This window comes from Pseudomonas sp. I3-I5 (assembly GCF_022699445.1).
Taxonomy (GTDB): domain Bacteria; phylum Pseudomonadota; class Gammaproteobacteria; order Pseudomonadales; family Pseudomonadaceae; genus Aquipseudomonas; species Aquipseudomonas fulva.
This window is the reverse complement of sequence record NZ_CP093940.1, coordinates 2,989,302-3,016,250: the sequence shown is the minus strand read 5'-3', so window position 1 is coordinate 3,016,250 and position 26,949 is coordinate 2,989,302. Positions and strand designations below refer to the sequence as shown.

The following is a 26,949-nucleotide window of genomic DNA, read 5'->3' as shown; positions in this document are numbered from 1 at the left end:
CGAGGATCGATTAACCCACTGTTAACGCGGGAATAGGGTTGAAGCAAGTCGGCTGACCTCAGGGTTCGACGAAATACCGCGACACAATGTCAGCTTGACTTTGCTTGTGATGGCGTCAATGCGGTAAAGTTGACAATCAAGTCAGTTTTTCCTGACCTGCACGACAGGGTTTCGACCCCCTCGACCCCTGCACAAGAATTAAGAACACATGGGCAGCACCCCCTGCTGCCCAGAGGATCAAGCATGTCCAACCGTGATATTTCCCGGCGCGCCTTTCTGCAAGGCGGCCTGATCGCTGGCGTCGGCGTGACCCTGGCGCCGCTTGGCAGCCAGGCGTTCGCCGCGCTGATGGAGGACCGGGTTACCGCCTCGCCGCTCAAATGGATGAACCATGACGGCAAGGCGCGCTTTCGTAACGACGCGTTGTCGAAAGTCTGTGGCAACAAGGTCTTCGCCCGTGACATTCGTGCCAAGGACATGCCCGGCTGGCCTGCGCAGCAAGGCCACGCTCTGTTGCTCAAGGCCACCAAGGCCGACCGCCTCTATGAAGGCCACGACCTCAGTGTGCTGGGTGCCGAGTTGCAACCGGACCGCATCGTCACCGCTGCCGACCTGGAGCGCGACGGCATCGCCTGGCCCGAGGCGCACTCGCCAGACCCGCTCTTGCCCCCTGGCAAGGTCCCGATGTTCATCGGCCATCCGGTGGCGCTGCTGATCTGGCACGACTTCGAGCGCTTTCGTCAGGCCAAGCGCCTGCTGCAATTCAACGACCAGGTGATTCGCTACGGCGCCCAGGCGCCGTTGTACCAGCGTGACCCCTACGGCAGTTTCCGCTTCGTGCGGGTGGGTGGCGCCACCCCGTTCGACGAAGACGAATTCTCCAGCCTGAAGGATTCGCCGCTGTTTCCCACCATCCTCAACCGCAAGCCGGTGTGGTCCAAGTCGCCCAACCAACATGGCGACCTCACCGAGCAGGGCCTGTTCTACGCCAACCGCATGGCCGAACAGCTGGCCAACCCGCCCGAGCACTGGCTGGTCTTCGACGAGCGCTTCAAGACCCCCTCCATCGAGCCGGCGGCCTTGGAGCCGGACAACGGCAACGGTTGGTTCGACGAGGCCAGCGGCACCCTGCATTTCGTCGTGGCGACCCAGTGCCCGTTCGAGGCCGCGCAGGAATGCGTGCACATGATCAAGCCGTCACGCTTTGGCCTCAAGCACTTGAACATGCACCCAGGCTACACCGTCGGCTACGGCTCCAAGGACAACAACATCTTCGTCTTCTACGCTGCCGTGGCAGCGCTGTATGGCGAGGGCGTGCCGGTGCGCCTGGCCAACGACCGCTACGAGCAATTCCAGAGCGGCATCAAGCGCCACGCCTTCGACATCCGTTACCAGCTGGCGGTGGACAAGAAGGACAACAGCTTCAAGATCTTCCGTGCCGACATGAGCTGTGACGGCGGTGGTCGCATTAACTACAGCCCCTCCGTTGCAGCCGTAGGCGCTACCGCTGCCCAGTCGATCTACTACATGCCGCAGAACGATCTGGCAGTCACTGCCTATCATTCGCGGGCAGTGGAAGCCGGCTCCATGCGCGGTTACGGCACCCTGCAAAGCATGGCCGCCACCGAGATGATGGTGGACGAAGTGGCCGGCCGCCTGGGCGTCGATGCCATTGACCTGCGGCGCAACAATGCCCTGAAGTCGGGCATGAAGAATACCCAGGGCGCGGTGCCAGCCGGTGCATTGCGCCTGCACGAGATCCTCGACAAGGCGGCTCAGCACGAAGGCTGGCGTAACCGTGATGCACGCAAGCAACGGCGCGAGGCCAGCGACCCGGATCATTGGTACGGCACTGGCTTTGCCATCTGCCAGAAAGACTTCGGCACCGGCGCCGAAGCACCCATGGCCAGCATCGAGTTCAGCCGCGACGGGCGCATCAGCCTGCGCCACATCGGCACCGAGCTTGGCACCGGCATGTCCACCTCCCAGGCACTGGTGGTCAGCGATTTCCTGGGCCGTTCGGCCGACGAAGTGCTCACTGCCGTCACCGAGTGGCCCGAGCTTCAACTGTCCACCAGCGGCAACCCGTACCTGATCAGCCAGGCCGAACAGGACGCCGCCCTGCGCAACCCGCGCTGGGTCGGCAAGCTGGCCTCACCCTCGTCGGCGACCAACTCGGCGTTCTATTTCAGCCATGCCACACGCGAGGCGGCTCGCGCGTTGTTCAATCACGGCCTATGGCCTGCTGCCATGGCCATCTGGACCCAGGGCCCGCACGGCGGCCAGGCCAACCCGCTGGTGGTGCGTCGGGAAAACGCAGTGTGGGTCAACGGTGAGCTGACCGGCAACGGCCTGGCGCCTATTCCTTTTGCGCAACTGGCCGAGAAGGCCCATGCCATGGGCCTGGTAACAGGCGTGAGCGTCCACGGTTTCAACCGCTGGAGCTGGGCTGAGTCCGACTTCGTCATCGACGGCGTGCGCGAGCGTTTCCCGCTCGACGCGTTGGCCGTGAAGTACGGCGACGGCGCCGCCAATGCCAAGAAGGCGCAGATGACCAGCAGCGGCTACCACCTGCTCGACCGTCAGAACCCTGCTTACCCCGATACACAGTTGAACAACGCCATGGTCACCTATTACAGCCCGGTCGCCACCCTGGTGGAGGTGAAGGTGAACAAAGGCACGCACCAGGTGCAGGTCCTCGATCACCACAGCTGGGTCGAATGCGGCCGCGTGCTGGTGCCTGAACTGGTCAAGGGCCAGCTCGAAGGCGGCATCGCCATGGGCATTGGCCATGCACTGACCGAGGAAATGCCGTTGTACGAAGGCGGGCCGGGGGAGGGCGACTGGAACTTCAACCGGTACCGCCTGCCGCACGCGCGTGATGTGGCGGTATGGACGCAAAGCAGCGAGATTCTTCCGCCGCTTTCACCCACCGACCCGTCCAAAGGCATCGCCGAGGTGGTGATGATCCCGATCGTCGGTGCCATCGGCAATGCCGTGGCCCATGCCATCGGCAAGCGCGTACGCGATCTTCCCATTACCCCAGCCCGTATCCAGGAGGCCCTCAATGGCTAACCGTCCACTGCAACTGACCCTCAACGGTCAACCGGTCGGCCCGGTCCAGGTCCCTGACGACCTGGCGATGATCGACTACCTGCACGAGCACCAGAACCTCACCGGCTCGCGCCTTGGCTGCGGGCAGGGCATCTGCCACGCCTGCGTGGTGATCGTCGACAACCCCGACGGCACCAGCGAAGAAGTGCGCACCTGCATCACCGGCGCCCATTACTTCGAAGGCAAGAAGGTCCGTACCATCGAAGGCCACGCCCAGCAGGACGAGGCTGGCAACCTTACGTTGAACCCGATCCAACAGAAGTTCGTCGACCTGTTCGCGTTCCAGTGCAGCTACTGCGCACCAGGCTTCGTCAACGCCGCCACAGTCCTGGTGGAAACCGCACAGCGCCAGCCGCTGAAAAAGAGCGAGGTGCAAGCACGTATCGAAGCCAGCCTTGGTCACCACATCTGCCGTTGCACCGGCTATGTGCGCTACTACCAGGCCACGCGCACGGTGCTCGATGACCTCGGCCTGGTAAAGGAGGGTTGAGCATGGGCTTTTTCCGTAGCGCCCTGGCGCTAGCGTATGGCCTTGCCGCAACGTGCTCGGCGCTGGCCAGTGATGACGGCCAGATCAAGCGCGGCCAGTACCTGGCCCGTGCTGCCGACTGCATGGCGTGCCACACGGCCGAGGGCGGAGCGCCGTTCGCCGGTGGCCTGCCGATCCATTCGCCGTTTGGCACCATCTACGGCACCAACATCACGCCCGACAAGCAGTACGGCATCGGCAACTACAACGCCGACGAGTTCTTCGCGGCCGTCACCCAAGGCAAGCGCAAGGACGGCGCCAACCTGTATCCGGCCATGCCCTATACCTCGTATCACCTGATGCGGCGTGAAGACTCGGATGCGATCTTCGCCTACCTCAAGACCATCGCCCCGGTCCATCGCCCGGCACCCCGGACGGCCCTGCGTTTTCCGTTCAACGTGCGCCTTGGCCTGAGCGGCTGGAACATGCTGTACGGCAAGAGCGTGCAGGCCCAGCCTGTCGAAGGCAGCAGCCCTGCCTGGCAGCGTGGCCAGTACCTGGTCGAGGTCATGGGGCACTGCGGCGAGTGCCACACCCCGCGCAACGCGGTCGGCGCCTTGCAGCAGGACCTGCGTCTGAGCGGTGGGCTGCTCAACGGATACCTGGCCCCGAGCCTGCTGGCCACCGACCTGGCCGAGCGCGGCTGGTCGCAACCGGATCTGACCGCGTTCCTCAAGCACGGGATCAGCGCCCAGGGCAGTATGTTCAACGAAATGTTTCCGGTGGTGCACCTGAGCACTCAGCACCTGGAAGACGCCGACCTTGCCGCCATGGCCACTTACCTGCTCGGCGACAACCCGCCGGTGGCCAAGGCGATCGCGCCCGTGCCGCTGGCGCAGATGAGCGAAAGTGCCCAGCGCGGTCGCCAGCAATACCTGAACGTATGCGCCGGTTGCCACGGCGTGGAGGGGCAGGGCAAGCCGCACATCGCCGTGGCGATGCAAGGCAATACGGTGCTGCGCCAGGCCGATTCGCGCAACCTGGCCAAGGTGATACTCGACGGGATCCGCGAGCAGCAGTTCACCGGCTTTGAGCGCATGCAGCCGATGCCAGGGTTCGCTGATAAGCTCGATGAACGCCAGGTGACCGACATGGTCAACTACCTGCGTCAGGCATGGGGCGGGCTGCCCGGTGATTTCAGTGAACAACAGCTGGCCGAGCTGAAAGCGGAGTAAAGCGTGCAGCATCTCGATCTACAGGTGATTCGCCAGGCGTTGCAGTGGTCTAGCACAGGTCAAGCGGTGTGGTTGTGCACCGTGCTCGCCACTTACGGCTCGGCGCCCCGCGCGCCGGGCTCGTTGCTGGCAGTCAACGACAAGGGCCAGTGGCTGGGGTCGTTGTCCGGCGGTTGCGTCGAAGACGATTTTCTTGAACGCGTGGCCCTGGGCGAGTTCGTGCAACCGGCGGCCATCGTGCGCTACGGCGATGGCAGCGACCCGCGCTCGCGGGTCAGCTTGCCCTGTGGCGGCGTGCTGGACGTGCTGGTGGAACGCCTGCCGTCCACGTGCGAGGTGCAAGACCACCTGCGCCAGCTGGAAAGCGCGTTGCAGGGTCAGCGGCGGGTACTGCGCCAGGTGAAGGTGCCCAGCGGCATCCAGGCTCTGACAGACGCAGCCGGTCAAGGGCCGCGCGTGCACCGCGACGGTGACTGCGTGCATCTGCGCGTGGGTGCCGCCCAGCGGCTGCTGCTGGCGGGGTATTCCAGTGTTGCGCAGTACTGCGCCGAATTCGCCAAGGCCATGGGGTTCGAAGTGGTCCTGTGCGAGCCACGTGAGGAGGTGCTCGAAGGGGTGCAGATCGACGGTATCGAGGTACGCCGCGAGCTGCCCTCGGAATTCATCTTCAATGGCGGTTGTCATGCCGACACCGCCGTGGTGGCGCTCACCCACGATCCCAAGATCGACGATCTGGCCATGCTCGAAGCTGTGCGTACCGAGGCGTTCTATATCGGCGTGATGGGTTCGCGCGCCACCTCCGATAAACGCCGCGAGCGGCTGCACCGCATCGGCGGCCTGGATACCGATGCGCTGGATCGCATCCATGCGCCCATCGGCCTCAACCTGGGCAGCAAGACGCCGGCCGAGATCGCATTGGCGGTGTTGGCAGATGTACTGCGGGTGCGCAACGGGCTTGACCGGGCCGCCTTGTGAAGGTGGCGGCGCTGGTCCTGGCCGCTGGGCGCAGCAGGCGCTTCGGTGCCGACAAGCGCCGGGCCCTGCTGCCCGACGGGCGCAGCCTGTTGGCCCAATGTGTACAACGGGCCGAGGCGGTGTTCGAGGATGTGCGTGTCGTGGTACGCGAGGACGAGGGCCGCGAGGACTTCGACCTGGGCACCGCCTGTGGCTGGGTCGTCAGTGCCCAGGCAGCTTCGGGCATGGGGCACAGCCTGGCAGCAGGCGTTGCCGCCCTGGCTGACAGCGATGCGCAGGCGGTGGCTATCTTGCTGGGGGACATGCCGTGGATAGAGGCCGCGACCCTCAGGCACCTGGCCGAGATCGCCCAGGCTTCGACCATCGTGCTGCCGCGTCATGCTGGGCAGCAGGGGCATCCGGTGATCTTCGGGCGCGCGTTCTGGCCGGCGCTGTTGGGGCTGACCGGTGACGAAGGCGCCAGAGCGGTGGTGCATGCCAACCGCGCCTCGTGCACGGTGATCGAAGTGTCGGATGCGGGGGTGTTGATGGATGTGGATACGCCCGAGGCACTGGGCGTTTTAGGGCGTTGAGCAGGGCGGGGCACGTGGTGCTGCGCTGTATCTGGAAGATAGCGATCTCTATAAAAGGGCCTGGCTGGATCAGTCAGGGGGGGGCGCTGTTTTGAGGTTTCAGCTTCGCAGCTGATAGTGCCGGGGCCGCTGCGCGGCCCATCGCGGCACAAGGGCCGCTCCCACACGGGAAGCCGATAGACTCCAGATGTGGTGCATGACAGTTGACCCCCAAAGTTAAGCACCGCATGGTCCGGCGCTCCGGCAAGACCGCTCGTTGACTGTCAGACAATCCGCACGTTTCGCCGCCCAATCCTTCTCCCCAAACCCTGTGCCTGCGTCCATAATTCCCCCTTAATCCATTCACGCTGCAATATCGGCCACACCATTGCGGGAGCCCCACCCATGCACGTTCTGCTTTGCGAGGACGACGACCTCATCGCTGCTGGCATCTGTGCAGGCCTTGCCGCACAGGGCTTGACCGTCGACCGGGTGGGCAATGCCGCCGCCGCCCGGGCCATGCTCCAGGCGGCGCAGTTCGACGTGATGATCCTCGACCTTGGCCTGCCCGACGAGGACGGCCTGAAGCTGCTGCGCCGCCTGCGTCAGCAAGGTGAGACGTTGCCAGTGCTGGTGCTCACCGCCCGTGATGCGGTCACTGATCGCGTCGACGGCCTGCAGGCCGGGGCCGACGACTATCTGCTCAAGCCGTTCGACCTGCGCGAGCTGGCCGCGCGCCTGCACACCCTGCTGCGCCGAGTCGCCGGCCGTGCGGTGAACGTGATCGAGCATGGCCCGCTGCGTTACGACCCCAGCAGCTGCGAGGCTACGCTTGCCGGCAAACCCGTGGACCTGTCTCGTCGTGAGCAAGCCTTGCTCCAGGCGCTGTTGCAGAACGCCGGGCGCGTGCTGTCCAGCGAGCAATTAAAGGACTGCGTGTACGGGTTCAACGACGAAGTGGAAAGCAATGCGCTGAACGTGCATATCCATCACCTGCGCCGCAAGCTGGGCAATGGCATCGTCGAGACCGTGCGCGGGCTAGGCTATCGCCTGGGCCCAGCCAATGCACCCACCGAGACGCCATCATGAGCCTGCGTGTGCGCCTGAGCCTGATCCTGGGCAGTGCCTTCGTGATCATCTGGGCGCTGGCCGCCGCCTGGATGTTGCGCGACCTGCGCCAGCAGATGATGTTCTCCCTCGACCAGCGCCTGGTGGCATCTGCACGCATGGTTGCCGGCCTGATCGACCAGCTGCCCCAGCCGCTCAGCGTCAAGGGCGAAGGTACTCACTATGCGGCTGACCAGTTGAGCGTACCGGACGGCATGGCCTGCCAGGTCAGCTCGCTGCGTGGGGAAATCCTGGCCAGCAACCACAAGCACGATGGCGTCATGGATGACGGGCGCAGTGGTTTTCGCGACCAGACCATCGACGATGCCTCATGGCGCACCTTCACCTACAACCATGGCGATGTACGCATCACCACAGCCGACCGGCACATGGAGCGCGAAGCCCTGAACCAGTCCATCCTGCTCGCTGCCTCGGCGCCGGTGCTGATGGCCTTGCTGGGCAGCCTGGGCTTGCTCTGGATCGGGCTGGGCAAAGGCCTGGAGCCGCTCAATCGCATGCGCGATGCCCTGCGGCGCAGGCGCCCCGACAGTGTCGAGCCGTTGCAGGTGGCCGGCATGCCCAGTGAGCTCCAGCCGTTGCTGGAGACCCAGAACCAGCTGTTCGTGCGCATCGCCCAGACCATCGAGCGCGAGCGGCGCCTGACCGACGATGCCGCCCATGAGCTGCGCAGCCCGCTGACAGCCATCAAGACCCACCTGCAGGTTGCTCGCATGACCGAGGGCACGGTGCGCGAACAAGCGCTCGAGCATGCCGAACAGGGCGCCGATCGCATGCACCGGACCCTGGAGCAATTGCTCATGCTGGCACGGGTGGAGGGTAGCTTGTCGTTCGACGACGGTGTGCAGTGCAGTGCCGAGCAAGTCGCGCGTCAGGCGGTGCAGGACGCCGGGGGTGGTGACAACCGCAGGATCGTCCTGAACTTGCCGCCCGAGGCGGCCCAGGTCTACCTGAGCATGCCCGCACCGCTCGCGGTGGCGGCGCTGCGCAACCTGCTGGACAACGCCTTGCGCCATGGCGGTGACGATGCGGTGGAGCTGGAGGTACAGGCCGTGGAGGGGCAGGTGGGGTTCATGGTGCGCGATCACGGGCCAGGCATCGCCGAGGCAGACCTCGGGCACCTGACCGAGCGTTTCTGGCGTCATGGCCAGAGCAGCGGATGCGGACTTGGCTTGGCCATCGTTCAGGCAATTGTGCAGCGCTGTGCGGGTAGCCTGAAATTCGATAGCCGAAGTGATGGGTTGAGGGTGGTATTGCAGGTGCCGGCGCGGCCTGCGGGGTGATCCTGGGCGTTGTCTGAACATTCTGGGGCCCAAAGCACGCCGTGTAAGAGGTGGTTGAGCAAGCTAGTTCTTTTATAGTCGGTGAAGATGTCTACTGCTACCTATTCTGGTAGACTTCTCGATCTATAATCATTGCAGTTGCAGTTGCAGTTGCAGTTGCAGTTGCAGTTGCAGTTGCAGTTGCAGTTGCAGTTGCAGTTGCAGTTGCAGTTGCAGTTGCTCTTGCTCTTGCTCTTGCTCTTGCTCTTGCTCTTGCTCTTGCTCTTGCTCTTGCTCTTGCTCTTGCTCTTGCTCTTGCTCTTGCTCTTGCTCTTGCTCTTGCTCTTGCTCTTGCTCTTGCTCTTGCTCTTGCTCTTGCTCTTGCTCTTGCTTCTAAGCGCGCGGTAGTTCAGGCGCCGCAGATCGCGACTTCAGGAGGCCGAGCGCAGGGCTTGCGGAGGGAGGTGACGGGCATGGATGCCCGTCAAGCGCTGGGCCCCAGGATGGGGCCTGCAGCGCGGTCCTCCCGGGAGCAAGCCCGGCGCGAGGGAACCCCGGAGCGTAGCGTAGGGGCCGGATGATAGGAGCAGGCGGTTTTTGCTTACTTTTTGACAAGACAAAAAGTGAGCCGCCGTAAGGGCGGAAGGGTGACTGTGCGCCACCCGCGCCAATGAATACCAACTTGCTGTATGCGCCCACGCTTTGAAGTTTGAAGTTTGAAGTTTGAAGTTTTAAGTTTTAAGTTTTAAGTTTGATTGCATTGGTGTGGGTGTTGATATTGAGCATAGTCCATTTGCGATGGCGACGCTTAATCACCTTTTCGCCCTTACGGCGAGTTACTTTTTGTCAAACGCCACAAAAAGTAACCAAAAAAGGCTGCGCTCCATTCATACGGCCCCTACGCTGCGCTTCGGGGTTCCCTCACTCCGGTCTTGCTCCCGGGAGGACCGCGCTGTAGGCCCCATCCTGGGGCCCAGCGCTTGACAGGCATCCATGCCTGTCACCTCCCTCCGCAAGACCTGCGTTCGGCCTTCTGAAGTCGCGAAGATCAAGATCAAGATCAAGATCAAGATCAAGATCAAGATCAAGATCAAGAGCCAGAGCCAGAGCCAGAGCCAGAGCCAGAGCAAGAGCAAGAGCAAGAGCAAGAGCCAGAGCAAGAGCCAGAGCAAGAGCAAGAGCAAGAGCAAGCCCCCCTAAATCCTCCCCCCGGCCAAGCGTCTCTCAAGCGACTACCGCCCATTCGCTTGCTTGCGAGGATTCACCATGTCCACCGCTACCAGCCTTGCTCAGATCCCACCGGCCACCACCCCGCATCCCCTGTACGAATTCACCGACTCCCCGCTGCTGCACCGCCAGCAGCAACAGGAGTCCAATGCCCGTAGCTACCCCCGCCGTATCCCGCTGGCCCTCAAACGAGCCCGTGGCATCTATGTCGAGGACGTCGAAGGCCGCCAGTTCATCGACTGCCTGGCCGGGGCCGGTACGCTGGCGCTGGGCCATAACCATCCCGTGGTGGTCGAAGCCATCCAGCGCGTGCTGGCCGATGAACTCCCCCTGCACACCCTGGACCTGACCACCCCGGTCAAGGACCGCTTCGTCCAGGACCTGTTCGCCGTACTGCCCGAAGCACTGCGCCGTGAAGCCAAGGTGCAGTTCTGTGGCCCGACCGGTACCGATGCGGTGGAAGCGGCGCTCAAGCTGGTGCGCAGCGCCACCGGACGCAGCACGGTCCTGACCTTCCAGGGCGCCTACCACGGCATGAGCCAAGGGGCACTCAGCCTGATGGGGAGCCTGGGTCCCAAGCAACCCCTGGGCGCATTGCTGGGCAGCGGCGTGCAGTTCATGCCGTACCCCTACGACTATCGCTGCCCATTCGGCCTGGGCGGCGAGGCGGGCGTTAAGGCCAACCTGCACTACCTGGAAAACCTGCTGCTCGACCCCGAAAGCGGGGTGCCGCTGCCAGCAGCGGTGATTCTGGAAGTGGTGCAGGGCGAAGGCGGCGTGATACCCGCCGACATCGAGTGGCTCAAGGGCGTAAGGCGCATCACCGAGCAGGCGGGCGTCGCGCTGATCGTCGATGAAATCCAGAGCGGCTTCGCCCGTACCGGGCGCATGTTCGCCTTCGAACACGCCGGTATCGTCCCAGACGTAGTCACCTTGTCCAAAGCCATCGGTGGCAGCCTGCCCCTGGCCGTGGTGGTGTACCGCGACTGGCTCGACACCTGGAAGCCGGGCGCCCATGCCGGCACCTTCCGCGGCAACCAGATGGCCATGGCCGCAGGGTCTGCCGTGCTCGAATACCTGGTCGAGCACCGCCTGGCGGACCATGCCGAGGCCATGGGGCAGCGCCTGCGCGGGTACTTGCAACGCCTGCAGGCGGACTATTCGCAGTTGGGGGATATCCGTGGCCGGGGGTTGATGCTGGGCGTGGAACTGGTCGATCCGCACGGCACGGCGGACGCCCAGGGGCACCCGCCGGCCAACCGCGAACTGGCCCCGCGCGTACAGCGCGAGTGCCTCAAGCGAGGCCTGATCCTGGAACTCGGTGGCCGCCACGGGGCCGTGGTGCGTTTCCTGCCGCCTTTGATCATCAGCGACGAACAGGTCGACGAGGTCGCGCAGCGTTTCGCTGCTGCCGTGGCCGCGGCGGTCTGAGCCCAGCCGGGGGCCGCGTGCCCCCGGCTATACCCCTTCAGTCCAAAGTTCTGCCTGCACGCCAGTAGCCCATCAGGGTCAGCCATTGGCGCGGTAACCCGCGCTCCTTGATCAAATGACGACGGATGGCCATGACCGTGGCCGACTCGCCCGCCACCCAGGCGTGGAACGCGCTGCAGGCGGTACTGGCCTGCTCCCACAGGATGCGCTTGTCGATATCGATATCCTCCAGCCTGGCCCTGGGCACGGCATGCCCCTGGGGCAGGCGGGCCAGTTCATGCACGGCATGCAGCATGGCCTGGCCGTGCTCGCAGTTCAGCAGATCGCGTGGCAGCCAGTGCAACTCGACGCCGCTGCCATGCCGCACATCCAGGCAATCGGCCTGCAATGGCACCTCGATGAACGCCTGCACCGCCAGGTCCGGTTGCGTCACGGCCAAGGCTTCGAGGATGCCGGCAATCGCTGGCAGCGCCGTTTCATCCCCGACCAGCAGCACATTACGTACCCCTTGCGGCGGCTTCCACTCGTACCCACCAGGGTCTCCCGTATAGGCCAGATTAGGTGCCAGCATCTGCAGGCGATCACCCGGCTGCGCCTGGGTAGCCCAGGCTGAGGCAGGGCCGTTGACGCCGTGCAGGACGAAATCCACGTCCACCTCCAAGGCCTCTGGGCGCAGTGCGCGCAGGGTGTAGGTACGCATGGGTGGGCGCTGCTCGGCAGCGAGCGCACTGTGGGCGGCCTTCCAGTGCTGGTCGGCAGGCAGTTGCGCAACGGAGCCATCGGGCGCGGGGAAGAACAGCTTCACCCGCTGGTCTGGGGCCAGGGTCGTCATCTGCGCCACGTCCGGGCCGGTGAACACCAGCCGGGTGAGCGAAGGGGTAAGGGTCAGGCGACGGCTGAGCACCAGGTCGAACAGGCGGTAGGGCTGGGCCTGGCGTGTGGCGCCGCCAATCAGACGGCGCAGGCCTTGCTGGAGGGTTTGGGTCATGCGGGCGGGGCTGGGCATGGGGCGTTCTCGTGCAGACGTCTTTGCTGAGAAACGTGCTGACGCCCAGGCAAATTAAACGCACATCACCAACCGCGACCGGCGTTCACCCAGAAGTTGACCGACAGCGACGTGGACACCGACTCCACCTGGTGGAACCAACCCTCGGGCAAAAACAGCAGGTCGCCGGCTTGCAGCACCACGCGCAGGAACGGCACATCGCGGGCGGCCGGGAAACGCTGGTAGTCGGCGGCATCGGGGTTGAAGTCGCAGCCGTCCAGGCCACCCTTGGGGCTGGTCGACCAGGTGCCCAGCGCCGGACGGTGATGCGGGGCAGCAAGAATGAACGACTTCTGCCCCCAGACTTGAGCGAACAGGTTGTCGGTGTCGTCCCGGTGCAAGGGTGTGAGCGTCCCTTTGGGCCCGATCCAGATGCGTGGCGCGATGTAGCGCGAGCGTTCGAAATAGTCGGGGAAGCGGATCAGCGCCAGGAGCTTTTCCGGGACGATGTTGTTGCCCATGTAGGCCGGGGTTTCACCCGGTTTGGCCGGGGTATCGAGCGAGGCAATGAAGTCGGCCATGGAGGTAGCGCGAAAGTCGCGGTCGGTGGAGAAGGTCTTTTTCACGTAATCGCCGTGGCGGGTGATGCCTTGCAGCTCGGCAAAGTGCGCGAGGGATGCCTCACGCCCCATGCTGAACAGCGGCCAGTCGTGCAGGGCATCGCTCATCACCACCGGCATGCCCTGGGGCAGGAACTCCCGGGCAAAACGCTCGGCTGACAGGTGCGCCCGTGGCAGGCGGGGCACCTCACGCAGCACAGGCTGCGCTGCCGATATCCGTTCGCTGATGCGCGCGGGCGTGGGGTAGCGTTGGTTCATGGCCACCTTGCTGGCCGACGTGCCTTGCCGCGCGCTGTTGATGATCTGCGGCAGCAGCGTGGCCAGGCCCATGTTGCCGGTGATCTTCAGCCGCGCACTGGCGAACAGTTCCTCGACATTGGCCGTGCCGCCCATGATCCCGAGAAAGTCGCGCTCGGCCACTTCGATGGTGACGTCCGGCGCTGCGTGGCGACCCGCACCGGTGCGGCTCTGCTCGCGCACCTCCGACCAGAATGCCCGGTCATGGGCGAAGACGAACTGGTAGACGCCCTCGATGCCCACGCCATGGGCATTGGCGAACAGCCTGCTGAGAATGCTCTGAAGGTCCACGGTCAACCCCTGTCGATCTTTCGTTGTGCAGGGTTAACGAGCGATACGCGCACCGATTTAACCGGCGCCTTACCGGCATGCGTGGCGCCAGCGCCTAAGCTGCGCGGCTAATTTTCTTGCGTCGTCCTACGTCCCGTAGGGATAGCCGAGCCAACGCTCGATACCCAACTGTATGGAAGGTCGCAGATGAATGCCGATAAGTCCCTCAAGCTTGCCCGCCGTTTCATAGAGCTGCCAGTGGACAAGCGTCATCTGTTTCTGGATGGCCTGCGCGCCGAAGGCATCGACTTTTCCCAATTCCCCATCGCCGCCGACGTGCAGGTCCCGGACCGTGATGCACTGTCCTATGCCCAGCAGCGCATGTGGTTTCTCTGGCAGCTGGACCCGCGCAGCGGTGCCTATAACCTGCCCAGCGCCGTGCGCTTGAGCGGGCCTCTGGACGAGGCGGCGCTGGAGCAGGCCTTTGCTTGCCTGGTAGCACGCCACCAGAGCCTGCGCACGGTATTCGCCGAAGGCGAAGACGGCCAGGCTCGGCAGGTAGCGGCCAAGTACCCGATGCACGTGGCCAAGCACAGCCTGGTTGACCTGGACGCCGATGCCCAAGCGCGCGGTGTGCGCGAGCTGGCCGAACACGAGGCGCAGCAACCCTTCGATCTGGCCGTCGGCCCCTTGATGCGCGTCACCTTGCTGCGGCTTGGGGCGCAGGAGCACGTGCTGCTGCTGACCCTGCACCACATCGTGTCCGACGGCTGGTCGATGAACGTGCTCATCGACGAGTTCGTCCAGGCTTACCAGGCCTTTGCCGCAGGCCTTGAACCAGCGCTACCGGCCTTGCCTGTCCAGTACATGGACTATGCGCTGTGGCAACGCAAGTGGCTGGAAGCCGGTGAGCAGGCGCGGCAGTTGGGCTACTGGCGCGAGCAGTTGGGCGATGAGCAGCCGTTGCTGGAGCTGGCCACCGATTTTCCACGCCCGGCGGTGGCCAGCCAGCGCGGCCAACGTCACGAGCTGGTCATCGACCCGGCCCTGGCTGATCAACTGCGGGCCTTGGCGCGCCAGCACAACGTGACCTTGTTCATGGTGCTGCTGGCGGCATTCAATGTGCTGCTGTACCGCCACACCGGCCAGACCGATCTGCGCATCGGCGTGCCCGTGGCCAACCGCAACCGGGCCGAGGTCGAAGGCTTGATCGGTTTGTTCGTCAACACCCAAGTGCTGCGCACCTGCCTGCACGGGCATCAGTCGGTCGCCAGCCTGCTGGCCGCCGTAAAACAGACCACCGCCGGTGCCCAGGCGCACCAGGACCTGCCCTTCGAACAGCTGGTCGAGGCCCTGGACCTTGACCGCAGCCTCAGCCATAACCCGCTGTTCCAGGTGATGTACAACCACTTGCCCAACGTTGCCGATATCGAGGTAATGACGGTGGGCGAGGGGTTGGAGCTGCGCCCACTGGAGGCGAGCAGCCGCCCCACGCCCTTCGACCTGACCCTGACCACCTTCGAGCGCGGCGGTCGTCTGCATGCCTCGCTGACCTATGCCAGCGAGCTGTTCGAACCGGCCACCATCGCCCGCATGGCCGGGCACTGGCTGCAACTGCTGCAAGCGATGAGCGAGGATGCCGACCAGCAACTGGACCAACTGCCTTTGCTCGATGCGCACCAGACGGCATTTTTGCAACAGCAGGCCACGGGCCCACAGGCACCAGCAGCGCCGTCGGCACTGGAGATGTTCGAGGCCCAGGTGCAGCGCGTTCCCGATGCCTTGGCGCTGACATTCGCCGGCCAATGCCTGAGTTACGCCGAGCTGGACGCCCGCGCCAACGCGCTGGCCCTGCAACTGGTCGAGCTGGGCGTCGGTGCTCAGGTGTGCGTTGGCCTGGCCGCCGGGCGCTCGTTGGAAATGGTGATCGGCCTGCTGGCCGTGTGGAAGGCCGGGGCAGCTTATGTACCGCTGGACCCGGCATTCCCTGCCCAGCGGCTGGCCTACATGATCGAAGACAGCCGGGTCGGTGTGCTGCTGACCCAGCAGGCGTTGCAAGCCAGCCTGCCGCACATCGCCGGGGTGACGACCCTGCTGCTCGACCCCGCCCGCCCTGAAATGAGTGCGCAGGGCCCGCAGCGCCCCGTCCACGCTGGCGAGCTGGCCTACGTCATCTACACCTCCGGTTCCACCGGCACCGCCAAGGGTGTGGCCGTCAGCCACGGCGCCCTGGGCAACTACCTGCAAGGCATTTTCCAGACCTTGCCGCTGCAGGGCGCAAGCAACATGGCGGTGGTCTCCACCCTGGCTGCGGACCTGGGGCATACCGTGCTGTTCGGCGCATTGTGCTCCGGGCGGTCGCTGCACATCATCGAGCAGGACGTGGCCCTCGACCCGCAGCGCTTCGGCGCCTACATGCAAGGCCATGGCATCGACGTGCTGAAAATCGTGCCGTCGCACCTGGAGGCGCTGCTGGGCGCCGATCAACCGCAACAGGTGCTGCCTGCTCGCTGCCTGGTGCTCGGTGGCGAGGCCTGTTCGCCTGCACTGATCGAACGCCTGCGCGCCTTGGGCCGCTGCGACATCATCAACCACTACGGCCCGACCGAAACCACCGTCGGCGTACTGACCCAGAACCTCAGCGCGGCAGACAGCCCCATCGTGCTGGGCCGGCCATTGCCCAACACCCGCACCCAGGTGCTCGATGCCGGCCTGCAACTGCAGGCGCCGGGCAGCCACGGTGAGTTGTACATCGGTGGCGCTGGCCTTGCGCGTGGGTACCAGAACCGTCCAGGCATGACCGCCGAGCGCTTCGTGCCTGACCGCTTCGGTGCACCGGGTGCGCGCCTGTATCGCACAGGTGACCGGGTGCGTCGCCTGCCCTCGGGCGAGCTGGCGTTCCTTGGCCGTGTCGATCGCCAGGTCAAGCTGCGCGGCTACCGCATCGACCTGGATGAAGTGCTGCTGGCCCTGCGTGCAGCGCCCCAGGTGCGCGACGCGGCCGTGCTGCTGGTGGGCGAAGCCGCCCATGCGCAACTGGTGGCCTATGTGGTCTACGCGGACACTGACGCGCAAGCGCAGCTGGAGGCGTGGCTGCAAGCGCGTCTGCCTGACTACATGCTGCCCAGCACCTATCAGGCCCTGGCCGTCATGCCCCTGACCGCCAACGGCAAGCTCGACGCCCGCGCGCTGCCTCAGCCGACCCAGGCGCGTGCCGCCGATGCCCATGTGCCGCCGGTAACTGAGCGCCAACGTGCCCTGGCGGGCATCTGGGAACAGGTGCTCAAAGTGCCGGCAGTCGGCCTTGGCGACAACTTCTTCAGCCTGGGCGGCCACTCGTTACTGGCCGTGCAGATCGTCTCGCGTGTGCGCCGCCAACTGGGGCTCGACCTGCCGCTGCGGGCCATGTTCGACACGGCCAACCTGGGTGAACTGGCCCAGGCGCTGGAGCACTGCGAGCGCTACCGCGAACAGGCGGCCATTGCGGCACTGCCGCGCAGCGAGCGCCTGCCGGCGTCGTTCGCCCAGCAGCGCCAATGGCTGTACTGGACCTTGCAGCCCCAGAGCACCGCCTATCACACCCCGCTGGCCGTGCGGCTGCAGGGCCAGCTTGATCGCCAGGCCTTGCAGCGGGCGATGGACACCTTGCTGGCACGGCACGAAGCCTTGCGCACCACGTTCGTCCAGGAGGATGGCCAGCTTTACCAGCAGGTGCAGCCGGCCGGGGCGGTGGACCTGCAATGGATGGCCTTGCCCGATGCCAGCCAACCCCAGCTGGAGCTTGCGGTGCGCGCCGAAATCACGCGCCTGTTCGACCTGCACCAAGGCCCCCTGATGCGGGTCAAGGTGATCGAGCGCGCGATTGATGAATGGGTGCTGGTGCTCACGCTGCACCACATCACCTCCGACGGCTGGTCCATGAGCCTGTTGGTGCACGAATTCGTCGACCTCTACAGCGCCTTCAGTGCCGGCCATACGTCCGCTCTGCAACCGCTGGTGGTGCAGTACGCCGACTACGCCCACTGGCAGCGCCAGTGGCTGGACCAAGGCGAGATGCAGCGCCAGCAGGCCTATTGGGTCGAACGCCTGGGTGGTGAACCGGTGGTGCTGTCGCTGCCGACCGATCACCCGCGCACGGCGCAGCTCAGCGACCGTGGCGGGCGCCTTGACCTGCGCCTGCCGCAGGACCTGGAGCGTCAAGTACGCGAGTTGGCCCAGGCCCAGGGCGTCACCTTGTTCCAACTGTTCCTGGGTACCTTCGCCTTGCTGTTGCAACGCTACAGCGGCCAGCCGGACGTGCGCATCGGGGTGCCGGTGAACAACCGCAACAGCCAGGAGCTGGAGGCGGTGGTGGGCTTTTTCGTCAACACCCTGGTCATGCGCTTGTGCCCGCAGCCTGAGCAATCGGCGGGCCATTGGCTGCAGACGGTCAAGGAGATGACGTTGTCGGCCCAGGCCAACCAGGACCTGCCCTTCGACCGCCTGGTGGAAGTGCTCAACCCCCAGCGTGCGCTGAATCACAACCCGCTGTTCCAGGTGATGTACAACCACCTCAGCACTGTCGGCGCCACCGCGACCGGCACTAGCCTGCCAGGTTTGCAGGCTCGCGAACTGGTGCTCGATGGCGGCGGCGCGCAGTTCGAGTTGTCCCTTGAAACCCTGGAAACGCCGCAGGGCATTTCCGTGGCCCTGGTGTACGCCGCCGACCTGTTCGAAGCCGCCACCCTCGAGCGTATGGCCGGTCACTGGCAGACCCTGCTGCGCGGCATGGTTGCCTGCCCTGCACAGGCCATTGGCGAGCTGCCGATGCTCGCTGCCAGTGAACAGCACGGCCTGCGCACTTGGAACCAGACCGCTCAGCGTTACCCCGAGCAATACTGCGTCCACCGCCTGATCGAGCAGCAGGCCCAGCGCAGCCCCGAGGCGACCGCCGTGGTGTTCGGCGCACGTCAACTCACCTATCGCCAACTCAACAACGCCGCCAATGGCCTGGCCCGGCAACTGATCGATCGCGGCGTTGGCCCGGACGTGCTGGTAGGCATCGCCGCCGAGCGTTCGCTGGAGCTGGTCATCGGCCTGTTAGCCATCCTCAAGGCCGGTGGCGCCTACCTGCCGCTGGACCCGGACTACCCCGAGGAACGCCTGGCCTACATGATCGAGGACAGCCGCATGGCCTTGCTGCTGCATGCACCAGGCTTGCGCCTGCCGGTGCCCGAAGGGCTGGCGACGCTCGAGCTGCTGGCCCCGCAGGCGGACCCGGTTGACGTACCGAACCCGCAGGTCGACCTGGCGCCGGAGCACCTGGCCTACGTGATCTACACCTCCGGCTCCACTGGCAAGCCCAAGGGTGCCGGCAACCGCCACGTCGCCCTGGCCAACCGCCTGTACTGGATGCAACAGGCCTATGAACTGACCGCCGTCGACCGGGTGCTGCAGAAGACGCCGTTCAGCTTCGACGTGTCGGTGTGGGAGTTCTTCTGGCCGTTGATGACCGGCGCCCAACTGGTGGTGGCCGAACCCGGCGCGCACCGCGACCCGGCGCAACTGGTGGCCCTGATCGAGCAGCATGGCATCAGCACGTTGCACTTCGTGCCGTCGATGCTACAGGTGTTCCTGCAATCGCCGGACCTGGACGGGTGCCACAGCCTGCGGCGCATTCTCTGCAGCGGCGAGGCACTGGCGCTCGATGCCCAGGCCCAGGTGTTCGCACGCCTGCCCAAGGCCGGCCTGTACAACCTGTATGGTCCGACCGAAGCCGCCATCGACGTCACCCACTGGACTTGCGTGGAGGAGGGCAGCGACAGCGTGCCCATCGGGCGCCCCATTGCCAACCTGCACACTTATGTACTGGACGCGGCCCTGCAGCCGGTCGTGCCGGGGGTGGCCGGTGAGCTGTACCTGGGCGGCGTGGGTCTGGCCCGTGGGTATCACCGCCGCCCGGCGCTGACCGCCGAGCGCTTCGTGGCAAGTCCTGTGGGTAATGGCGAGCGCTTGTACCGCACGGGCGACCTGGTGCGTTACCGCGCCGACGGCGTGCTGGAATACCTCGGTCGCCTGGACCACCAGGTGAAGATCCGTGGCCAGCGCATCGAGCTGGGTGAGATCGAGGCGCGCCTGCTGGAAGTGGCCGGCGCGGGTGAAACCGTGGTCGTGGCCCGAGAGGATGCCCAAGGTCAGCACCTGGTCGGCTACGTGGCCGACCCATACCCGCCTGCTGATCTAGCAGCCTGGCAAGCCCAGCTCAAGGCCCGATTGGCCGAGGCCTTGCCGGCCTACATGGTGCCTTCGCACCTGGTCTGGCTGGCGGCGATGCCCTTGAGCCCCAACGGCAAGCTGGACCGCAAGGCCTTGCCTGCGCCTGATCTGGAACAAGCCCGGCAGGCCTTCCAGGCACCGAGCACTGAGCTCGAGTGCACCGTTGCAGCCATCTGGAGCCAGGTGTTGCACCTGGACCAGGTAGGCATGGCCGATCACTTCTTCGACTTGGGCGGGCACTCGCTGCTCGCCACCCAGGTGATTTCGCGCGTTGCCCAGGAACTGGACCTGGAGGTGCCGCTGGCGCTGCTGTTCGAACACAGCACCCTGCACGCCTTTACCCAGGCCGTGAGCGCTCTGCAAGGCCACCGCGCCGCACCGATTGCCCCCGTGGACCGCAACCAGCCGCTGCAGCTGTCGTTCGCCCAGGAGCGGCAGTGGTTCCTGTGGCAGCTGGAGCCGCACAGCAGCGCCTATCACATCCCCATGGCCCTGCGCCTGCGTGGCGAGCTGGACCTGCAAGCGCTGGAAGACAGCTTCAACCTGCTGGTGCAGCGCCACGAAAGCCTGCGCACCACCTTCATCCAGGAGCAGGCCCAGGTTCGTCCGGTCATCCACGCCCACTGTCGTTTGCCTGTGCCGGTGCAATCCGTTGCGGGCGAAGACGAGGAGGGCACACTGATCCAGGCCTTTATCCAGGCCCAGACCGCCCAGCCTTTCGACTTGGTCAATGGGCCGTTGCTGCGCATCGGTGTGCTTAAACTGGGGGCACAGGACCACGTGCTGACCTTGGTTCAGCACCACATCGTTTCCGATGGCTGGTCGATGCAGGTGATGGTCGATGAATGGATGCAGAGCTATGCCAGCCTGACAAGCGGCGCGCAGCCGAACCTTGCGCCGCTGCCCGTCCAGTACCTGGACTACGCCCACTGGCAGCGCGACTGGCTGGCAGCCGGTGAACGCGAGCGTCAGCTGATGTACTGGCGTGAGCAACTGGGCGATGAGCCGGTGGTGCTGGAGTTGCCCACCGATCACCCGCGTCCTGCCGTGCAGAGCTACCGCGGTGCCCGCCTGGGGCTGACCTTGGACACGCAGCTGACCACGGGCCTGCAACAGCTGGCGCAGCAGCACAACGTCACGCTGTTCATGCTGCTGCTGGCCTCGTTCCAAGCACTGTTGCAGCGCTACAGCGGCCAGGACGACATCCGTGTCGGCGTGCCCGTCGCTAACCGCCATCGCCTGGAGACCGAGCGTCTGATCGGCTTCTTCGTCAATACCCAGGTCTTGCGTGGGCGCTTCGATGGGCAGCTGACCGTAGAGGCGCTGTTGGAACAAGTGCGCCAAGCCGCGCTGGGCGCCCAGCAGCATCAGGACCTGCCGTTCGAGCAGCTGGTCGAAGCCCTGCAGCCGGCACGCAGCCTGAGCCACAACCCGCTGTTCCAGGTGATGTTCACCCACCGCAACCTGCTCGACCAGCAGCTGGGTGACGGCTTCAAGGTGCCGCAGCTCGATGTCCAGACCCTGAGCGGCGAACACCACAGTGCCCAGTTCGACCTGGCCCTGGACACCTTCGAGACACCCGACGGCCTGGGGGCGACCTGGACCTTTGCCACCGACCTGTTCGAAACCAGCACGCTTGAGCGCATGGCCAGCCATTGGCAAACCCTGCTGCGCGGCATGCTTGCCAGCCCTGGGGCACGAGTGGCCGAGCTGCCCCTGATGGACGCACGGCAGCTGGACACTGCGCGCACCTGGAACCAGACCGCTCAGCGTTACCCCGATGAGCACTGCGTCCACCGCCTGATCGAGCAGCAGGCCCAGCGCAGCCCCGAGGCGACCGCCGTGGTGTTCGGCGCACGTCAACTCACCTATCGCCAACTCAACAACGCCGCCAATGGCCTGGCCCGGCAACTGATCGATCGCGGCGTTGGCCCGGACGTGCTGGTAGGCATCGCCGCCGAGCGTTCGCTGGAGCTGGTCATCGGCCTGCTGGCCATCCTCAAGGCCGGTGGCGCCTACCTGCCGCTGGACCCGGACTACCCCGAGGAACGCCTGGCCTACATGATCGAGGACAGCCGCATGGCCTTGCTGCTGCATGCACCAGGCTTGCGCCTGCCGGTGCCCCAAGGGCTGGCGACGCTCGAGCTGCTGGCCCCGCAGGCGGACCCGGTTGACGTACCGAACCCGCAGGTCGACCTGGCGCCGGAGCACCTGGCCTACGTGATCTACACCTCCGGCTCCACTGGCAAGCCCAAGGGTGCCGGCAACCGCCACGTCGCCCTGGCCAACCGCCTGTACTGGATGCAACAGGCCTATGAACTGACCGCCGCCGACCGGGTGCTGCAGAAGACGCCGTTCAGCTTCGACGTGTCGGTGTGGGAGTTCTTCTGGCCGTTGATGACCGGCGCCCAACTGGTGGTGGCCGAACCCGGCGCGCACCGCGACCCGGCGCAACTGGTGGCCCTGATCGAGCAGCATGGCATCAGCACGTTGCACTTCGTGCCGTCGATGCTGCAGGTGTTCCTGCAATCGCCGGACCTGGACGGGTGCCACAGCCTGCGGCGCATTCTCTGCAGCGGCGAAGCACTGGCGCTCGATGCCCAGGCCCAGGTGTTCGCACGCCTGCCCAAGGCCGGCCTGTACAACCTGTACGGCCCGACCGAAGCCGCCATCGACGTCACCCACTGGACTTGCGTGGAGGAGGGCAGCGACAGCGTGCCCATCGGGCGCCCCATTGCCAACCTGCACACTTACGTACTGGACGCGGCCCTGCAGCCGGTCGTGCCGGGGGTGGCCGGTGAGCTGTACCTGGGCGGCGTGGGCCTGGCCCGTGGGTATCACCGCCGCCCGGCGCTGACCGCCGAGCGCTTCGTGGCAAGTCCTGTGGGTAATGGCGAGCGTTTGTACCGCACCGGCGACCTGGTGCGTTACCGCGCCGACGGCGTGCTGGAATACCTCGGTCGCCTGGACCACCAGGTGAAGATCCGTGGCCAGCGCATCGAGCTGGGTGAGATCGAGGCGCGCCTGCTGGAGGTGGCCGAAGTCCGTGAAGCGGTCGTGCTGGCTCAGCCTGGCGCCGCCGGTGCGCAACTGGTCGGCTACGTGCTGGTCGCCGGCGCTGACCTGGAGGCCACGCGCCAGGCGCTGCTGCGCGAGCGCCTCAAGGCTCACCTCAAGGCCAACTTGCCCGGCTACATGGTGCCCGGCCAATGGCTGCTGCTGGAACAGTGGCCGCTCAGCCCCAATGGCAAGCTGGACCGCAGGGCCTTGCCGCTGCCCCAGGCCGCGCCACAACAACAGGGCTACGAAGCCCCGCAACGCCCGGTCGAGTGCCAACTGGCAGCGATCTGGCAGGACCTGCTCCAGCTCGACAAGGTCGGCTTGAACGACCATTTCTTCGACCTGGGCGGTCACTCTCTTCTCGTCGTGAGCCTGGTCTCACGCATTCAACTCGAGCTTGGTATGAAGGCAACTGCGCAATTGATTTTCCAATACCCCACCCTGGGCGAGCTGGCCCGCCAACTGGAGCGCGAAGGCGGGGCGGTGGATGCCTCCACCCTTGACCAGCTCGAAAGCTTGCTCGACGAAATGGAGGCGGTGTAATGGATCACGCCAGCGCCCTGCGCATTGCCCAACGCTTCATCGCCTTGCCCGTGGACAAGCGCCGTCAGTACCTGGCCAAGATGGCCGAACAAAAGGTCTCGCCCAGCAACCTGCCGATTCCGGTCATCCGCGAGCAGTTGGACAGCTTGCCGCTGTCCTTCGCCCAGGAGCGCCAGTGGTTCCTCTGGCAGCTGGAGCCAGGCAGCAGCGCCTCTCACATCCCTACCGCCCTGCGCCTGCGCGGCCAACTCGACACCCAGGCCTTGCAGCAGGCGTTCGATGCCCTGGTGGCACGCCACGAGACCCTGCGCACCACCTTCGTGGTGGAGGAGGAGCGGCCCTGCCAGCGCGTGCATGGCGCCCTGCCGATCGCGATCGAGCCGTTGCACCTGCCGGCCACCCTGGCACCCGAGCACCAAGACGCCCAGGTACAGGCGTTGATCGAGCAGCAGATCGCCAGGCCCTTCGACCTCGAACACGGTCCGCTGGTACGGCTGGGGCTGCTGACGGTGGCTGACGATGAACATGTGCTGGTGATGGTGCAGCACCACATCGTCTCCGATGGCTGGTCGATGCAGGTCATGGTCGATGAGCTGATGCAGCTGTACTTGGGCTTCGTCCACGGGCGGGCGGTCGAGCTGCCCGCGCTGCCCATTCAATACGCCGACTACGCCATCTGGCAGCGTCGCTGGATGGAAGCCGGCGGCAGCGAGCAGCAACTGGCCTACTGGCGTGAGCAACTGGGCGCGCATCAACCTGTGCTGGAGTTGCCCACCGACCGTCCGCGTGCGGCCCAGCCAAGCCTGCGCGGCGCGCGTGTCGACCTGCCCATCGACAGCGCCCTGAGCGAAGCCTTGCAAGGCCTGGCGCAGCAGCAACAGGTCACGCTGTTCATGCTGTTGCTGGCGTCGTTCCAGGTGCTGCTGCACCGCTACACCGGCCAGACCGATATTCGCGTCGGGGTGCCCAACGCCAACCGCAACCGGGTCGAGACCGATCGCCTGCTGGGCTTCTTCGTCAACACGCAGGTGCTGCGCGCCGATGTGCAGGGGGCCTTGGCCTTCCCGGCGTTGCTGCAACAGGTCAAGCAGACGGTGCTCGGTGCCCAGGCGCATCAGGACCTGCCGTTCGAACAACTGGTCGAAGCTTTGCAGCCAGACCGCAGCCTGAGCCACAACCCGTTGTTCCAGGTGATGTACAACCACCAGCGCCAAGGCCGCGACCAACGCACCCGGCAGGTGCCTGGGCTCGATATCGAAGGGCTGTTCTGGGAAAGCCACAGCGCCTCGTTCGACCTGACGCTGGACACCGTGGAGGGCGAAGACGGCCTGTGGGCGTCGCTGACCTATGCGTGCGACCTGTTCGATGCCGCCACCATCGAGCGCCTGGGGCGCCATTGGCTGACCCTGCTGCGCAGCCTCGTCGCCGACCCGTCGCGCTGCATTGCTGCGCTGCCGATGCTGGCCGTCGATGAGCATGAGCACCTGCACGCTGTGCGCAACGCCCCGGACCTGCGTCACGCCGACGGCCCGCTGGTGCACGAGCGCATTGCCCAGTGGGCTGCGCAAACCCCGCAGGCCACCGCCTTGTTGTTTGGCGAGCAGCGCATGAGCTTTGCCCAGCTTGACCAGCAGGCCAACCGCCTGGCCCATGCCCTGGTCACAGCCGGGGTCGGGCCGGAAGTGCTGGTCGGTATCGCCCTGGAGCGTGGCCTTGAGATGGTCGTGAGCCTGTTGGCGGTGCTCAAGGCCGGCGGTGCCTATACGCCGCTCGATCCGCAATACCCCCGCGAACGCCTGGCCTACCTGATGCAGGACAGTGGCATGGCCCTGCTGCTCAGCGACAGCGCGCTCATGCAGCGCCTGCCGGTCCCTGAGGGGTTGGCAACCCTGGCCCTGGACCACATGGACCTGGCCTCGCAACCCTGCCACGCGCCGGCGAACGCCGCCCAGGCCGATAACCTGGCCTACGTCATCTACACCTCGGGTTCCACCGGCCTGCCCAAAGGGGTGGCGGTAGCCCATGGCCCCATCGCCATGCACTGCCGGGCGATTGGCGAGCGCTACGAAATGACGCCAGCCGACTGCGAACTGCACTTCATGTCGTTCGCCTTCGACGGTGCCCACGAGCGCTGGCTCACGCCCCTGACCCACGGCGCTTCGCTGCTGATCCGCGACCCGCAGCTGTGGACGCCGGAGCAAACCTATGCCGCCATGCATGAGCATGGGGTGACGGTCGCGGCGTTTCCACCGGTCTACCTTCAGCAACTGGCCGAGCACGCCGAGCGCGACGGCAACCCACCGCCGATGCGGGTGTACTGCTTCGGCGGCGATGCGGTGTCCGAGGCCAGCTACGCCATGGCCCGGCGCGCACTGCGCCCGACCTACATCATCAATGGCTACGGCCCTACCGAAACCGTGGTCACCCCCCTGATCTGGAAAGCCGGCGAACAGGACCGCTGCGGCGCAGCCTATGCGCCCATTGGTGATCGCGTCGGTGAACGGCGCGCGTATGTGCTCGATGCCGACCTGAACCTGTTGCCCCTGGCCATCCCGGGAGAGTTGTACCTGGGCGGGCAGGGTTTGGCCCGTGGCTACCTCAAGCGCCCGGCGCTCACTGCCGAAAGGTTCGTACCGGACCCGTTCGGCAACGGTGCCCGGCTGTACCGCAGCGGTGATCGGGTAAGCCTGCGCAGCAGCGGCATCATCGATTACCTCGGGCGCATCGACCGCCAGGTCAAGGTGCGAGGTTTTCGTATCGAGTTGGGCGAGGTGGAAGCTCGCCTGCTGGCGGTGCCGGGTGTGCGCGAAGCGGTGGTGGTGGCCCAGGCCGGCCCGAGCGGCCAGCAACTGGTCGGCTACGTGGTGAGCGACGACGCGCCGCAACTGGCGTCCGATCATCAGGCCCAGGCTGAGCGCCGCGAATCGATCAAGCGCCGTTTGAAGGTGGACCTGCCTGACTACATGGTGCCCACGCACGTGCAGTTGCTCGAACGCATGCCCCTGACCCCCAACGGCAAGATCGACCGCCAGGCCCTGCCGGCAGTCGACCTGACCCAGCTGCAAGGCCAGCATGTGGCCGCCAGCAGCCCGCTCGAGCAGGCGTTGGTGCAGATTTGGCAGGCGGTGCTGAAGGTCCCTCAGGTTGGGGTGACCGACAATTTCTTCGAATTGGGCGGCGATTCGATCATCTCGATCCAGGTGGTCAGCCGGGCCCGTCAGGCCGGCATCGTGCTCAGCCCCAAAGACCTGTTCCTGCACCAGACCGTGCAGGCCCTGGCCGGTGTGGCCCGTTTTGGCGAGGTCGCCCGCATCGACCAGGGCCCGGTCGCTGGCAGCCTGCCGCTGCTGGCCATCCAGCGCTGGTTCTTCGCCCAAGGCATTGCCGATGCGCATCACTGGAACCAGTCCGTGCTGCTGGCGCCGACGCAGGCGTTGCAGCCACGGGTGCTGGAGGCGGCGTTGCAGGCGCTGGTGCTGCACCATGATGCCTTGCGCCTGCGCTTCGATGCCCAAGCCGGGCTCGCCTGG

At 65.6% G+C, this 26,949-nt stretch carries 14 protein-coding genes (1 of these 14 cut by a window edge); 12 read left to right on the top strand and 2 right to left on the bottom strand.

Going from position 1 to position 26,949, the window contains the following annotated elements; genetic code table 11:
* The first annotated feature begins 243 nt into the window (after positions 1 to 243).
* From MOP87_RS13385 to MOP87_RS13340, 10 genes are all read left to right on the top strand, one after another.
* Positions 244 to 3,075: a xanthine dehydrogenase family protein molybdopterin-binding subunit gene (locus tag MOP87_RS13385; RefSeq protein ID WP_125922422.1), complete on the top strand. Its 2,832-nt coding sequence runs from the start codon at positions 244 to 246 to the stop codon at positions 3,073 to 3,075.
* Positions 3,068 to 3,604 carry a (2Fe-2S)-binding protein gene (locus MOP87_RS13380; protein WP_023535868.1) on the top strand — a complete coding sequence of 179 codons (537 nt, stop codon included), beginning with the start codon at positions 3,068 to 3,070 and terminating at the stop codon, positions 3,602 to 3,604. Before MOP87_RS13385 ends, MOP87_RS13380 begins: the two co-directional genes overlap by 8 nt.
* A 2-nt stretch (positions 3,605 to 3,606) precedes the next feature.
* On the top strand, positions 3,607 to 4,818 hold the full coding sequence (locus MOP87_RS13375; protein WP_236166026.1) for a cytochrome c: 1,212 nt from the start codon (positions 3,607 to 3,609) through the stop codon (positions 4,816 to 4,818).
* Between the two features lie 3 nt (positions 4,819 to 4,821).
* On the top strand, positions 4,822 to 5,793 hold the full coding sequence (locus MOP87_RS13370) for an XdhC family protein (protein WP_236166025.1): 972 nt from the start codon (positions 4,822 to 4,824) through the stop codon (positions 5,791 to 5,793).
* The gene (locus MOP87_RS13365; protein ID WP_028687950.1) at positions 5,790 to 6,365 is read left to right on the top strand and encodes a nucleotidyltransferase family protein; all 576 of its coding nucleotides are present in this window, start codon (positions 5,790 to 5,792) and stop codon (positions 6,363 to 6,365) included. Before MOP87_RS13370 ends, MOP87_RS13365 begins: the two co-directional genes overlap by 4 nt.
* Positions 6,366 to 6,749: 384 nt before the next feature.
* Positions 6,750 to 7,433, top strand: a complete 684-nt coding sequence (locus tag MOP87_RS13360) for a response regulator transcription factor (RefSeq protein WP_027916040.1) — start codon at positions 6,750 to 6,752, stop codon at positions 7,431 to 7,433.
* The gene (locus tag MOP87_RS13355) at positions 7,430 to 8,752 is read left to right on the top strand and encodes an ATP-binding protein (RefSeq protein ID WP_028687949.1); all 1,323 of its coding nucleotides are present in this window, start codon (positions 7,430 to 7,432) and stop codon (positions 8,750 to 8,752) included. The genes MOP87_RS13360 and MOP87_RS13355 overlap by 4 nt, the downstream gene beginning before the upstream one ends.
* 132 nt (positions 8,753 to 8,884) lie before the next feature.
* On the top strand, positions 8,885 to 9,139 hold the full coding sequence (locus MOP87_RS13350; protein ID WP_242809631.1) for a hypothetical protein: 255 nt from the start codon (positions 8,885 to 8,887) through the stop codon (positions 9,137 to 9,139).
* Positions 9,140 to 9,724: 585 nt separating this feature from the next.
* Positions 9,725 to 9,931 carry a hypothetical protein gene (locus MOP87_RS13345; protein ID WP_242809629.1) on the top strand — a complete coding sequence of 69 codons (207 nt, stop codon included), beginning with the start codon at positions 9,725 to 9,727 and terminating at the stop codon, positions 9,929 to 9,931.
* Between the two features lie 66 nt (positions 9,932 to 9,997).
* A complete protein-coding gene (locus MOP87_RS13340; protein ID WP_242809627.1) occupies positions 9,998 to 11,389 on the top strand; it encodes an aspartate aminotransferase family protein in 1,392 nt (463 codons plus the stop codon).
* A 37-nt stretch (positions 11,390 to 11,426) separates the two neighbouring features.
* Here the strand turns inward: MOP87_RS13340 and MOP87_RS13335 are convergent, their stop codons facing one another.
* A complete protein-coding gene (locus tag MOP87_RS13335; protein WP_027916319.1) occupies positions 11,427 to 12,395 on the bottom strand; it encodes a siderophore-interacting protein in 969 nt (322 codons plus the stop codon).
* 65 nt (positions 12,396 to 12,460) lie between these two features.
* Positions 12,461 to 13,582, bottom strand: a complete 1,122-nt coding sequence (locus MOP87_RS13330; protein WP_027916318.1) for a cupin-like domain-containing protein — start codon at positions 13,580 to 13,582, stop codon at positions 12,461 to 12,463.
* Positions 13,583 to 13,768: 186 nt separating this feature from the next.
* On the opposite strand from MOP87_RS13330, the gene MOP87_RS13325 reads away from it, so the two are divergent.
* A complete protein-coding gene (locus tag MOP87_RS13325; RefSeq protein ID WP_236166129.1) occupies positions 13,769 to 23,419 on the top strand; it encodes a non-ribosomal peptide synthetase in 9,651 nt (3,216 codons plus the stop codon).
* Positions 23,419 to 26,949 carry the 5' end (the start) of a non-ribosomal peptide synthase/polyketide synthase gene (locus MOP87_RS13320; protein WP_242809625.1) on the top strand. The gene runs 14,157 nt beyond the window's last position, so 3,531 of the gene's 17,688 nt are visible here — the first part of the coding sequence; the start codon lies at positions 23,419 to 23,421; its stop codon lies beyond the right edge, outside the window. The genes MOP87_RS13325 and MOP87_RS13320 overlap by 1 nt, the downstream gene beginning before the upstream one ends.

What these genes read in the sequence shown, in the direction of transcription:
- MOP87_RS13385 (WP_125922422.1), top strand. Translation starts at nt 244, where the DNA reads ATGTCCAACCGTGATATTTCCCGGCGCGCCTTTCTGCAAGGCGGCCTG.
- MOP87_RS13380 (WP_023535868.1), top strand. Translation starts at nt 3,068, where the DNA reads ATGGCTAACCGTCCACTGCAACTGACCCTCAACGGTCAACCGGTCGGC.
- MOP87_RS13375 (WP_236166026.1), top strand. Translation starts at nt 3,607, where the DNA reads ATGGGCTTTTTCCGTAGCGCCCTGGCGCTAGCGTATGGCCTTGCCGCA.
- MOP87_RS13360 (WP_027916040.1), top strand. Translation starts at nt 6,750, where the DNA reads ATGCACGTTCTGCTTTGCGAGGACGACGACCTCATCGCTGCTGGCATC.
- MOP87_RS13355 (WP_028687949.1), top strand. Translation starts at nt 7,430, where the DNA reads ATGAGCCTGCGTGTGCGCCTGAGCCTGATCCTGGGCAGTGCCTTCGTG.
- MOP87_RS13345 (WP_242809629.1), top strand. Translation starts at nt 9,725, where the DNA reads ATGCCTGTCACCTCCCTCCGCAAGACCTGCGTTCGGCCTTCTGAAGTC.
- MOP87_RS13340 (WP_242809627.1), top strand. Translation starts at nt 9,998, where the DNA reads ATGTCCACCGCTACCAGCCTTGCTCAGATCCCACCGGCCACCACCCCG.
- MOP87_RS13335 (WP_027916319.1), bottom strand. Translation starts at nt 12,395, where the DNA reads ATGCCCAGCCCCGCCCGCATGACCCAAACCCTCCAGCAAGGCCTGCGC.
- MOP87_RS13325 (WP_236166129.1), top strand. Translation starts at nt 13,769, where the DNA reads ATGAATGCCGATAAGTCCCTCAAGCTTGCCCGCCGTTTCATAGAGCTG.